Source organism: Winogradskyella pelagia, from assembly GCF_017581965.1.
Lineage (GTDB): Bacteria > Bacteroidota > Bacteroidia > Flavobacteriales > Flavobacteriaceae > Winogradskyella > Winogradskyella pelagia.
The window spans coordinates 307,239-319,769 of record NZ_JAGEVF010000004.1; the positions used below are offsets into that span (position 1 = coordinate 307,239).

Sequence of the window (12,531 nt, forward strand, 5' to 3'; positions counted from 1 at the left end):
ACGTTTGCAATCAAGAAAAGTTGTTATTACAGGAGGTCCAGGAACAGGAAAATCTTCCATAATTACTGAATTAAAACAATCTGGCTTCACCTGTTTCGATGAAATTTCTCGCGATATTACCTTGCAGGCTCGACAGAATGGTATTGAGCAACTTTTTTTAACCAATCCCCTATTATTTAGTGATAAATTGCTGGAGGGTCGCAAAAGGCAATACTTCGATGCTTCAGGCCACATTGAGCCCCTTGTCTTTTTAGATAGAGGTATACCAGATATATTAGCCTATATGGACTACATCGGAGATTCTTATCCCAAACGCTATGAGGAGGCCTGCATAGACCATACCTACGATACTGTTTTTATTTTAGCACCTTGGCAAGATATATTTGTTAGCGACTCGGAACGCTATGAGAGTTTTGAAGAGGCCAAAATTATTCACGACAGACTGGTAGATACGTACAGACGTTTTCAATATAATTTAATTGATGTACCTTTTGATTCTGTTACAAATAGAGCAGAATTTGTGCTTAATACATTAAACTTAAGGTGATGCACCCTTTAGAGGTATTAGAACATTACTGGAACCATACGTCATTTAGACCACACCAAGAAAACATTATAAATGCTGTTCTAGAAGGTGAAGACACCTTTGCCTTATTGCCAACTGGCGGCGGAAAATCTATTTGCTTTCAAATTCCTGCATTAATTAAGGATGGTATATGTGTTGTAATTTCCCCTCTTATTGCTTTAATGACCGACCAGGTTAATAGTTTAAAACAAAAAGGTATAAAATCCATGGCAATAACCTCTGGGTTATCCTATGCAGATTTAGATACACTATTAGACAATTGTATCTACGGTAATTATAAATTTTTATACCTCTCCCCAGAAAGACTGCAACAACAATTAGTGCAAGAGCGCATTCAACGCATGAACGTAAATCTTATTGCGGTTGACGAAGCCCATTGTATTAGTCAATGGGGTAATGATTTTAGACCAGCCTATAATAACATTGCTACCTTAAGACAACTTCAGCCCAATGTTAATTGCATCGCTTTAACGGCTACGGCCAAAGAAAAGGTAGTAGAGGATATTATTGAAAACTTAGATTTTATAGACCCAAAAGTTTTTAGAGCCTCCTTCGCCAGACCTAATATTGCGTATCATGTAATAAAGACCGAAGACAAGCGCTATCAACTAGAACACCTCTTAAATAAGCACAATGCCTCCTCTATAGTCTATGTAAGAAATAGAAGGTCTACGGAAGACCTAAAGAATTATCTTAAAACCAAAGATATAAATGCTACGACCTATCATGGAGGCATAGCTAATAAAGACAAGGAAAAACGATTAAATGAGTGGTTAAACGGCCAGAAACAGGTTATGGTTGCCACAACAGCTTTTGGTATGGGTATTGATAAGGCTAACGTAAGAACTGTAATTCACTTTAATCTACCAGAAAGTTTAGAAAGCTACTACCAAGAAGCCGGAAGAGCAGGTAGAGATGGCAATGAAGCATTCGCCTACCTTTTAAAACAACCTCTAGACGACAATCATTTAAAAGCACAGTTTTTAAACGCTCTCCCAGATGTAAAATTTGTGAAGTACCTCTATAATAAGTTGTGCAACTTTTTACAAATCTCTTATGGTGAAGGTGAAAATTCCACACATCAATTAGATTTTAAAAAATTTTGCAAAACCTATGAATTAAGTCCGAGTTTGGCTTACAATGGCCTTTTGGTTTTAGATAGAAATGCAATAATAACTTTGGTACAGCAGTTTAACTACCGTACTAAGATTCAGTTTTTAGCATCTAATAAACACGTTTTTGCTTATTTGGAAAGACAACTAGAACTAAATACCTTAATTAAGGTACTTCTTAGAACCTATGGTGGCATATTTGATTATGACACTAAAGTAAACCTCAACCTAGTTGTTAAAAAGTCTAATTTAGAAGAAGTAACCGTAATCCAACAACTACAGCGACTAGAAAAGGACAATATTATAAGATTGGAGCTCGCACATTCTGATTCTGAAATTACCTTTCTAAAACCGCGAGAAGACGCTATTACAATTAACCCAATAGCAAAAGTAATTGAGCAACAAAACCAGATAAAGAAAGATCAAATCGAAGCCGTTATTGCCTACACCGAAAATGATACCGTTTGTAAGTCCGTTCAACTATTAAAATATTTTGGGGAGCAAGTAGAACAAACCTGCGGTAAATGTTCGGTATGTCTATCTAAATCTATTAGCGACTCAACACTAACTACAGATTTAAAATCATTTATTCTATCTGAATTAAAAGAACGCGATTTATCCTCGCGTCAATTACTTTTAAAAGCGCAATGTACACAAGCTGAATTATTGGCTAGTTTAAGTGAACTTCTTGAATTAAAAAAAGTTGAAATAACGGAAAAAAATACATATAAAATAGCATGACCAAATCACGACACCTGAGAATAGTATTTATGGGCACACCAGACTTTGCAGTAGAAAGCCTGCGAGCACTTATATCCAACAATTATAATGTCGTAGGTGTAATTACGGCGCCAGATAAACCTGCAGGACGAGGACAAAAACTCCGTACATCTGCAGTTAAAGCTTTTGCGTTGCAGCATAACTTGCCCGTTTTACAGCCCACTAATTTAAAGGACGACGAATTTATTGAAACACTAAGGTCCTTAAATGCCAACCTACAAGTTGTAGTGGCTTTTAGGATGCTCCCAAAAGTTGTATGGCAAATGCCGGCATACGGCACCTTTAATTTGCATGCCTCACTGTTACCACAATACAGGGGAGCGGCTCCCATACATTGGGCAATAATCAATGGCGAAACCAAAACTGGAGCCACGACCTTTTTTATTGATGAAAAAATTGATACCGGAGCGATTATTGATTCTGCAGAGTTACCCATTGGTAAAGATGAAACCGTGGGCAGTTTACACGATAAGCTAATGCATTTAGGAGCACAGCTTGTAGTTGATACGGTGCATTTGATAGAAAAAGATAAGGTTTCCACCTCAATACAACCCAAATTAGGAGCTTTAAAAACGGCTTATAAGCTTAACCGAGAGAATTGTAAAATAGATTGGAGCCAACCTTTAGATGAGGTTTACAATAAAATAAGAGGTCTCAATCCTTTTCCGGCGGCATGGTGCTACCTAAATAATGACGAGGACGAGGAGCTTATGATAAAAGTATTTGATGTTAAGAAAGAAAAGTTGGATCACAACCATGCATCTGGTACAGTGGTAGTGTCTTCCTCTACATTAAAGATTGCCTGCCGAGGTGGTTTTATAGAAATTCTAAAAATTCAATTACCGGGAAAGCGAAAAATGGATACAAAATCCCTGCTCAACGGTTTTCAATTTTCTAAAAACGCAAAACTACTCTAAGCCCTTGTATAACGTGGATTTAGAAAATATTCGACAAAATGCGTTTCTTTATTAACAAATGGTATGACTTATCAACAAATAGCCTGATTTCCCTTGCTATTACTTGCGTAGCTTAATTTTACTGATAAATTTGTGTACGGATTTTAACAAATACTATTTAAAAACCGAATTTTTAACAATTTAAATTTAATATTTATGAACAAAACAGATTTAATCAATGGTATGGCAGAAAATGCTGGAATTACTAAAGCAGCTGCAAAAAAAGCATTAGACTCTTTATTAATTGATATCGAAGGTTCTTTGCAAAAAGGTAACAGAGTATCTTTAGTAGGTTTCGGATCTTGGTCAGTTTCTAGAAGAGCTGCAAGAGAAGGAAGAAACCCACAAACTGGAAAGACTATTAAGATTAAAGCTAAAAATGTAGTGAAGTTTAAGGCAGGTTCTGACTTAAGCAACGCTGTAAACTAAAATCATTTTTTGTTTAAAATATAAAGCCTGCTCCTTCGAGCGGGCTTTTTTTGTCTTAAGTTTAAAGGCATATAAGTTGTTTATTTCATTTAAATAGTCTAGATTTAAATGTCTTATCAATAGCCGTTAGCTTATGAGCAAACCTGAAAAAGGCAACCTACTCATTGCCGAGCCATCAATTATAGGCGATTTATCTTTTAATCGTGCGGTCATTCTGCTTGCAGATCATAATCCATTAGGTTCTGTAGGCTTTATTCTTAACAAACCATTAGACTACAATTTAAAGGACCTTATTGAAGGGACCGAATCTGAATTTCCTATATATAACGGTGGCCCTGTTGAGCAAGACAATCTTTATTTTATTCATAAATCCCCTGACCTCATTCCAAACAGCATTGAAATTTCTAACGGTATCTTTTGGGGAGGCGATTTTAATATTGTTATTAATCTGATTAATGCTAATCAAATTTCAAATGACGATATTAAATTTTTCTTGGGCTACTCTGGCTGGGCAGAACAGCAATTGGTGGACGAATTAGAATCTAACGCTTGGCTGGTTACAAAAAATGTTCACAATAAAGATATTATCGCCAAGTCTTGCAGTACGTTTTGGCGCGACAAAATGTTAGAACTGGGTGGTAATTACAGTATTTGGTCTAATGCACCCGAGAACCCCAGTTACAACTAACCCAATCTCAACTTTGTATTTAATTTGGCCAAAGTGGCTTTGGCAAATGTATTGCCATATATCTTTTTACGGTATTTGGTTATGGGAACTATACCTAAAATAACGTTGGTTATAAAGAGCTCATCCGCCTTTTGGAGTTCAAAGGGGCTAATTGATGCTTCTTCAAAGTAAATATTAACGTCACTAGAAAGGATATCTATGATTTGCTTGCGCATTACTCCCTTTAAACAACCATCCTCTAGAGGCGGTGTTTTAATCTTATCGCCTTTTACCAAAAAAAGATTTCCGTTTAGAGCTTCGATTATGGTTTTATTGGTATTTAGGATTAAACAATTATCTAGTCCGTTCTCAGACGCATAGATGCTACCCATTACATTTAAGGCTTTGTTATTGGATTTTAGGCCAGACAAAAGGCCAGGTGCCTGGTAATAGTCCTTGTACAAATCCACCTCATAGCTTAAATCGTCATCGATAGTATAAAATGGGTTGGAGTATGCCTCTACCCTAATATTATAACCTACTTGGGCTGCTTTGGTAGGCAAGTACTTTCCACCAAAGCCTCTATCTACATTTAAGCGCACCCTGGCAGTGGAAGATATTAAACTGTTAGCTTCTAAGGTTTTGGTAATTTCGGCCTGTAAGTATTCCATAGTAAAATTCATAGGAATATCCATTCGCATAATACGCATTGAGGCCATGAGCCTAAAATAATGGTCTTCCCAAAAAAATATGGTACCGTTTACTACCTTAAGGGTTTCGAACAGGGCATCTCCATATTTGTAACCTCTATTTTCTGTAGAACTATTACTATCTGATTCTTGTATTAATTCTCCGTTGATATTTATCATAAAAAAAGTCCCGCTTTTCTTTAAAAACGGGACAAATATAGTTGAGAATACCTAGTCTTATGTTAAGTAGAGCCTAAAACTTGCTTTAAGCTTGAGATTTGATTATCCCAAAGCATTTTAGCCTCTTCTACTTCGTCTTCCTCTGCAAAATCCGTTATCATTAAAGACACGTCTTTTGTGATTTCATCGACTTGAATACGCATTTCAAAATAAAACGAGGCACCATCTTCTTCATCTACAAGCCATCTAAATTTTACCCGTTCTCCACTTTTTTTACTTAATAATTTGGCTTGTTCTTCTGAGCCATCCCAAATAAAAGTAAATAGCTCTCCCCTTGAGTTAACGTTATCTGCAAACCACTCGGATAAGCCAGAGGGTGTAGAAAGGTATTGGTATAGTAAAGATGGAGATGCTTGTATCACAAACTCCATTTCAAATTTTTCTTTGTCGTCCATATAATGCGTTGTATTATGTGCTCAATATATACAATTATGTACCAAATCAAAACTATCTTAGAAAAATATTTTTTTAGATTTTACTGTTTGTAGTCGTTATAAATGTTTTTATATTTGCAGCCGCATTTATGGCGAGGTAGCTCAGTTGGTTAGAGCGTCGGATTCATAACCCGGAGGTCACGAGTTCAATTCTCGTTCTCGCTACAGTAATAAAAGTTCAGTACGACAGTGTTGGGCTTTTTTTTATGCCACAAACATGAGGTTTTATAAGCTTAATTATATGAAAGCAAACTTATATGAGAGTGATTGTTGAATAAGCGTATGGACAAATCTTACTAATGCTACAATTTGTAGCATTATGATTGATTTCTTGACCAAAGTGTTAATTTTCAATATTTTGTATTATTATTTATAAAATCATGATACAGCAAACCATCACCTTATCGCCTTTCTACCGTAAGAATTCTAAGCACATATCCATTACGTTTCAACATTCCGAATTGACAGAATCTATTGTTAGAGGCTTTAAGAGGGTCAAATGGTCCGCCACGTACGGAACTTATTACACTGGCTATTCCAACTCACAACTTCACGAGTTGTTTATGTATCTAAGAAGCCATAATTTATATGTTGATTACAGTGCCTTTATCAACAAACAAAAACAGGTCCCGTACGCTAGTAAAAAGACAAGGCCAAAGAGGAACATGGCCAATATGTTTAAGGCCTTACCTTTAGAATACAAGGCGCTGCTGAAGGCCTACATAGGCTTTTTAAAAGGAAAACGCTTAAGTCAAAGCACTATACGCACTTATGGTTATTTTATTTTACGCTTTTTAGATTTTGTTACGCCCAAGGCTATAAATACATGGCACAAAAGCGATTTGGATTTATTTTTTGAAAAGGTTATGGCTCTAGAGAATTATAGCATTAGCAGCCACCGCCAATGTGTTAGTGCGCTAAAGTACTTGGGAAGCTATTGTAATCTTGAAAACTTTGATACCGAGTTACTTACTAGACCAAAAAAGAGTAAAAAACTTCCTGTAGTATTGTCTAAAGAAGAGATTATAGACCTTATACAAGTGACTAAAAATCTTAAGCATCGTGCCATTATAGGTCTTATCTACTCTAGCGGTCTGCGTATTGGTGAGCTCCTTAATTTGAAGCTTAGTGACTTAGATCTTGACCGCAATCAGGTTTACATAAGGCAAGCTAAAGGCCGCAAGGACCGTACGGTAACAATGAGCGAGGTTTTAAAGCCTTTATTATTTAATTACTTAAGCACCTATTCCCCTAGCAGTTATTTTGTTGAGGGGCGCAATGGCGGCCTTTATTCGGGCGCTAGTATTCGTGCATTTTTAAGAAGGAGCTGTGAATTGGCGGGCATAAGAAAAGATGTAACGCCGCACGTTCTGCGCCATAGCTATGCTACACATTTAATGGAAAATGGTGTTGATTTACGGCATATCCAGATGCTTTTAGGCCATTCAAAACCTGAAACAACAATGATATATACCCATGTTGCACAACGTAATTTGATGAAGATTAACAGTCCTTTGGATACAGCTATAGAGGCTTTAACAAAAACCCAAAAAGAAACAGGAAAAGTGTTGATATCCCGAAATATAATCCATTAAATACTTAAATTTGTTTTGATATAACACGTTGTCCGCAATAACCTCAACTGCGCACCTCAACCTAAACTCGCGTTGCTCGTGGTTTCGGTGCTTGTTTCGGATACGCGTCACCAAACTCATTGCATTCCGTTTGACCTGTGACGGCTAATTGCGGACAACGGCTCGCGGCTATCAAAAGTAAAACCTTGCACCTGCGTTGCAGGTGACTTAAATATTTTAAATATGATAATAGTAAAAAACCAAACGGTAAAACTCAGAGAAAACAAAAAAGAATTGTTAGATACAAATTCAATTATCAATGAGCAAATGCTTAGTATTATTAAAAAAATAACTTTAAAACTAAAAAGTATATCACCTAAACATGATGCTACAGTTATTTTTTCAGGCAAAATAGACAACATTAATGTTGACATAAAATCAGATAGTGAAAAATCTGTCACAGCAATTGAATCTTTAATAAATGATTACTTAAAGTAGTTTTAATAGATTCTATAATATCAGAATCACTAAGTACTATTTTATTATCAATAAATTTAGGTTTGAGATTTAATTCTTGCTTTAATTTCTGAAAATCATTTTCATTAATTTTAATTTTTTGATTGTTAATTAATTCAACAAAATCAGTTGTTTTAATTTGAAATTCCATAATATTAAATTTTATATTTTTATGTTTAATAAATAATTACTGCGGACAACATTGGCTATAAATCATTGCTCCGCAATTGGTTTTACTTTTGATCGTTGCTCTTTTTGCTACTAACACTTATAAAAATAAATTTTTAACGTGTCTCGCAAACCGCAACGATTCATAGCCGCGAGCCGTTGTACGCAATTTGAAAAATGAACATCAGAATTACATATTTCATAATCTTTTTAATCCTATTTGGTTGTAGCGACCCTTCATATCAAATTACCCAAGACGGAATAAATAGAGACAAACCGATTCAAGACGGATTTGACCTGATTGAAATATTCGTAACGGAATTTAATGAAGAAGGAAGACCGACAAAATATACCGATGGAATATCACTCTTTTGTGGACCAACAAAAGGATTTTCTGGACATTTAGGCGAAAACGTATATAATCAAACAGAAAAAAGTTTGATTTCTAAAAATCGAAAGAAAATGGACACCATAATGGCTTTGAACGGAAACTCACTTGGCGGAGAAGGACACGACAAAAGAATTATGGAATACATTGATAGTAAAAATCTTATCGACAGTATTATCAGTGAAAACTTTCCTTTTGAAGCCCAAAGAAAAATCGGATTTTTTGAAAAAAGTGAGAATTACAAGTGGGTTTTCACAAAAGACGGAGTGGCTGACCTAAAATTTTACGACTATTCAAAAAATGTGTTTGACACGCTACCTATGGACTTGAAAAAGAACCAGTGGTATCTTTTAAATTTTTCTAATGCTTCGAATATAATTGACAAAGTATTTTTTAGAATAAAGGAAAACGGAGAAATAGAGCAATTCGAATATTATAAAGTAATAATGGGAGTATGAAAAAACTGCGTACAACAATGTATAACCGCAATTACAGCGGATTCGACTACGTCCGAATCCACTCGGAATTACTAACGTCTGTGTCAAACCGAAAATTAACGCATATTAACCCGTAACTGACGGTTATACGAGACCGTTGTAGCACATTTGAGAAAAACATTAATCAATGCCAAAAGTAATTATAGAAAGAATATCAGAATACCGAAATAAGGCTCGTAAAATCGGAATTTATATTAACGGAGAAAAAGCTGGAACGATTAGTGATGGCGAAATTCAAGTATTTGATGTTGAACCTGGAAAACACCAAATTTTTGCAAAAGTGGATTGGTGTGGAAGTAAAAAAAATGAAATTGTTCTCTCTGAAAACGAAACAAAAACATTTGTTCTTAGAGGATATAAATATGGAGGCGTCATGACTCAATTCGTTTTAGGAATTTTACTTTTATATTATCTATTCAAATATGCCTTTGATTTACAATTTGATTTTCTAATTGTGTTTGTGTTAATTGGATTTCTATATCAAATGTATTTTATAACGTTTGGAAAAAATAATTATCTAAATCTAACCGAAAAAAATAAAAACGTGCTACAACAACGGCTATAATTCATTACGGCGGAATTTCCTATCGGAAATTCCCAGTGTGTTTGCTATCTTTGGTTTACTGCGGAATAGTTCTGCCGAACCATTCCGTAACGAAACCATAGCCAAGACCGTTGGCGTGCATTTGAACAAAACTTCATAGATAAATGTAACTTAATACAACACCTTATCGTCCTACTATAGATTAAATAAATGGAATGAATACGGAACTAACTTCTAAACAAATAAATTATAAAGGATTTCTTTTTGACATTTTGCTTTACCTCGCAGTAATGTTTTTGATAAGGGAAGTTTACTTTTCTCAACTGCCTTTTATTGTAAATGGATTAATGTGGTCATTCTCTACTTTAATTATAGCCATTTGGAGAATGAAAATTCGAAATATAACGTGGAAAGATTTAGGATTACGAAAACCAAAAAGTCTATTAAAAACACCTTTGGTAACTATTGGAATATTAATTGCTATTCCGATACTAATTATTGTTTTTCAGCAGATTCAAAACATATTACCTATTAATTTATCGCCAGATACTTCCTCACAAGATGCAGTTTCTAAATTTGGAGATTTAAAAGGAAATTGGATTCATTTTTTTACAATTATTCCATTCATATTGCTTCAATCAGCATTAGAAGAACTGTTGGATAGAGGATTTTTAATCAATTGGTTTGAACGTTTGTTTTCTAAAACCTCGTTTGCTACTTCTATTGCTGTTCTTTTGCAAGCAATGATTTTTGGATTTAGACATTCTTACGATATATCAGAAAGGTCAATTACAGTAGGGATTATAGGTTTAGTGATGGGAATAGCATATGTGAAATTTGGACGAAATTTATGGCCTTTAATTATTGCTCATTGCATACTTAATACTATGTCTATGATTGGAAAAGTATAATAATTAATAAAAAACGACACGCCAACAACGTGTATAGCTCATTGCGGCTGAATTCCTAATCGGAATTCATTGCAATTTGCTATCTTTCGGTTACGGCGGAAAATCATAGCTGATTTCCCGCAACGAGCCATACACAATACCGTTAGGGCACATTAGCATGACAATAAACAAAAAGAATATGAATTATAAAAAAAGCATAGTCATAACATTATTTCTATTTCTTGGACTAACTCAGACCTATTCTCAATCTGATAAAGAGCAGATTTTGACACTTCGTGAAGATTCTAACATGGCTTTAAAGGAAAATAATCTCGAAAAAGTCCTATCATTTTTGACAGAAGATGTTTTACTCACATCTGGACATGGGAATTTGAAATCAGGAAAAAAAGCAATAAGAGAATATATATCTCAAGGTGATTTGGATAAGTACTATTGGTTGCGAACACCAATTGAAATTACAGTTAACGAAAAAAGAGGGTTAGCGTGGGAAACTGGAACATGGAAAGTTTACGATAGAAATGAAAACAGTCAATCACAAATTGGCGGAAAGTATTCTGCAATGTGGACTAATGAAACAGGTTCATGGCTGATTAAATCACAGCTTTTCGTGACTTTAGAATAGAAAAATAACGTGCCCTAACAATGTATAACCGCAATTACGGCGGATTCGACTACGTCCGAATCCACTCGGAATTGCTAAAGCCTGTGCTAAACCGAAAATAATAGCTAATTTAACCCGTAACTGACGGTTATACGAGACCGTTAGCTGTGATTTAAAAAAACACCGCTGAAAATGAAATCTATCGAAAATAATAAATGAAAAATGCCAAAAAATTCATTGAGACTTATGAAGAATTAGCAGAGGAAAGTTTTAGAAAATGGGGTTACTATTATCCACCAAAAACTTGGCAAGAGTTTGACTCTCGAAACTATACGTATTTTGAAAAATATTTGAAAGACAAAGAAGATGTCATAAAAAATACAAAATCTTATGTTCGCTTAGCTGGTAAAATGAATGATTTCGGATTTTACAATCTGTATCAAAACTTTGACTTTGAAAATCTTAATAATATTCTGTTCCAAACATCAAGACAAATGCTTTTAAATAGAGGGATGTTGGCAAGTGGAACTGACCACTGCAATGTTCTTTTCAATACTTTTAGGTCTTTTTCTTGTAATGATTTTTCAGTCATTGACCATTTCTTTCCTAAAGAATTACCTCAATCCAAAGGTAAATATTACACAGAAGTTTCAGTAAACTTACTAAAAGTACTTTATTACCAACAAAAGCAATTTGAGAATAAAGCACTTGAAAAAGCAGACAAGTTCCTATCGAAAAAAATTACAGGTTGGGAAAAACACACCATTCAATATTTTAAAGCTTTGGTTAATAATGATGCCAAAGGCGCTAGTAATTGCTTGAAAGAATTATGCACTGCATACCAGAAAAAGGAATATTCTGTTAATAAACTTAGTAATCAGTTAGCAAAGTATTTTGCATATGAAATTAACGGAATGTATCGTTTTGCAATGATTGTGAATCGAGAGTTGTTTGAAGAAATAAAGCAACCAAGTCATCATTGTTTTTCAAACAAATTTGAGCAATGGCAAAAAGAGAACAACTTTCCAAAAGGAAAAGTATTTTATAAATATCCAAAAGAAATGGAATTTATAAACGCAATTTTTGAAGCAGAATTGCCGACAGTAGAACTTTATAACCCATATCCTGATAGAAAAAAAGTCGAACTTTTTAAAAACGTTGAGAAGTTTGTTAAGGATTTAACCGAAAATGCAAATAAAAAGCATAAAAAAAACCACAGCTAACAACGGCTATAGTTCATTACGGCTGAAATTCCTAATCGGAATTTCGAGCCTTTTTGCTAAATTTATGGTTACGGCGGAATGATACTCGCGTACCATTCCGTAACGAAACCATAGCCAAGACCGTTGTGTGCAATTTGAGAAAATTTTGCGTTTATACCAATTTTTGGTATATTTGAGAAAATTAGTATTCAAATGAACAAAAACACATCAATATCA

The 12,531-nt window shown here is 34.6% G+C and carries 14 protein-coding genes and 1 tRNA gene; 13 read left to right on the forward strand and 2 right to left on the reverse strand.

Annotated elements, in window-relative coordinates; translation table 11 throughout:
• Positions 1–4: 4 nt before the first annotated feature.
• The 5 genes from J4050_RS07460 to J4050_RS07480 all read left to right on the forward strand — a co-directional run bounded on the left by J4050_RS07460 (position 5) and on the right by J4050_RS07480 (position 4,551).
• Positions 5–547, forward strand: a complete 543-nt coding sequence (locus tag J4050_RS07460; RefSeq protein ID WP_208153863.1) for an AAA family ATPase — start codon at positions 5–7, stop codon at positions 545–547.
• Entirely contained in the window at positions 547–2,439 is a 1,893-nt protein-coding gene (locus J4050_RS07465; RefSeq protein WP_208153865.1) for a RecQ family ATP-dependent DNA helicase, read from the forward strand. The genes J4050_RS07460 and J4050_RS07465 overlap by 1 nt, the downstream gene beginning before the upstream one ends.
• Complete coding sequence (fmt, locus tag J4050_RS07470) at positions 2,436–3,395, forward strand: methionyl-tRNA formyltransferase (RefSeq protein ID WP_208153867.1); 960 nt, start codon at positions 2,436–2,438, stop codon at positions 3,393–3,395. The genes J4050_RS07465 and fmt overlap by 4 nt, the downstream gene beginning before the upstream one ends.
• 195 nt (positions 3,396–3,590) lie before the next feature.
• Positions 3,591–3,863: an HU family DNA-binding protein gene (locus tag J4050_RS07475; protein ID WP_208153869.1), complete on the forward strand. Its 273-nt coding sequence runs from the start codon at positions 3,591–3,593 to the stop codon at positions 3,861–3,863.
• A 133-nt stretch (positions 3,864–3,996) separates the two neighbouring features.
• Positions 3,997–4,551: a YqgE/AlgH family protein gene (locus J4050_RS07480; protein WP_208153871.1), complete on the forward strand. Its 555-nt coding sequence runs from the start codon at positions 3,997–3,999 to the stop codon at positions 4,549–4,551.
• Here the strand turns inward: J4050_RS07480 and J4050_RS07485 are convergent.
• On the reverse strand, positions 4,548–5,399 hold the full coding sequence (locus J4050_RS07485; RefSeq protein WP_208153873.1) for an aminotransferase class IV: 852 nt from the start codon (positions 5,397–5,399) through the stop codon (positions 4,548–4,550). The genes J4050_RS07480 and J4050_RS07485 overlap by 4 nt on opposite strands.
• A gap of 62 nt (positions 5,400–5,461) precedes the next feature.
• Positions 5,462–5,854 (reverse strand): START-like domain-containing protein, encoded by a 393-nt coding sequence (locus J4050_RS07490; RefSeq protein WP_208153875.1) that lies wholly within the window; start codon positions 5,852–5,854, stop codon positions 5,462–5,464.
• Positions 5,855–5,984: 130 nt separating this feature from the next.
• Between J4050_RS07490 and J4050_RS07495 the strand changes: the two genes are divergently transcribed.
• The 8 genes from J4050_RS07495 to J4050_RS07530 all read left to right on the forward strand — a co-directional run bounded on the left by J4050_RS07495 (position 5,985) and on the right by J4050_RS07530 (position 12,315).
• Positions 5,985–6,058: transfer RNA gene (locus tag J4050_RS07495), tRNA-Met, on the forward strand.
• Between the two features lie 215 nt (positions 6,059–6,273).
• Positions 6,274–7,488, forward strand: coding sequence for a tyrosine-type recombinase/integrase (locus J4050_RS07500; RefSeq protein WP_243878575.1), 1,215 nt, complete (start codon positions 6,274–6,276; stop codon positions 7,486–7,488).
• 222 nt (positions 7,489–7,710) lie between these two features.
• Entirely contained in the window at positions 7,711–7,965 is a 255-nt protein-coding gene (locus tag J4050_RS07505) for a hypothetical protein (RefSeq protein WP_208153877.1), read from the forward strand.
• A gap of 363 nt (positions 7,966–8,328) precedes the next feature.
• A complete protein-coding gene (locus tag J4050_RS07510; protein WP_208153879.1) occupies positions 8,329–8,997 on the forward strand; it encodes a hypothetical protein in 669 nt (222 codons plus the stop codon).
• Between the two features lie 166 nt (positions 8,998–9,163).
• Positions 9,164–9,601, forward strand: coding sequence for a hypothetical protein (locus J4050_RS07515; RefSeq protein ID WP_208153881.1), 438 nt, complete (start codon positions 9,164–9,166; stop codon positions 9,599–9,601).
• Positions 9,602–9,795: 194 nt separating this feature from the next.
• The gene (locus tag J4050_RS07520) at positions 9,796–10,491 is read left to right on the forward strand and encodes a CPBP family intramembrane glutamic endopeptidase (RefSeq protein WP_208153883.1); all 696 of its coding nucleotides are present in this window, start codon (positions 9,796–9,798) and stop codon (positions 10,489–10,491) included.
• Positions 10,492–10,669: 178 nt separating this feature from the next.
• Positions 10,670–11,113, forward strand: coding sequence for a YybH family protein (locus J4050_RS07525; RefSeq protein ID WP_208153885.1), 444 nt, complete (start codon positions 10,670–10,672; stop codon positions 11,111–11,113).
• Positions 11,114–11,307: 194 nt separating this feature from the next.
• Positions 11,308–12,315 (forward strand): hypothetical protein, encoded by a 1,008-nt coding sequence (locus J4050_RS07530; RefSeq protein WP_208153887.1) that lies wholly within the window; start codon positions 11,308–11,310, stop codon positions 12,313–12,315.
• Positions 12,316–12,531 lie beyond the last annotated feature (216 nt).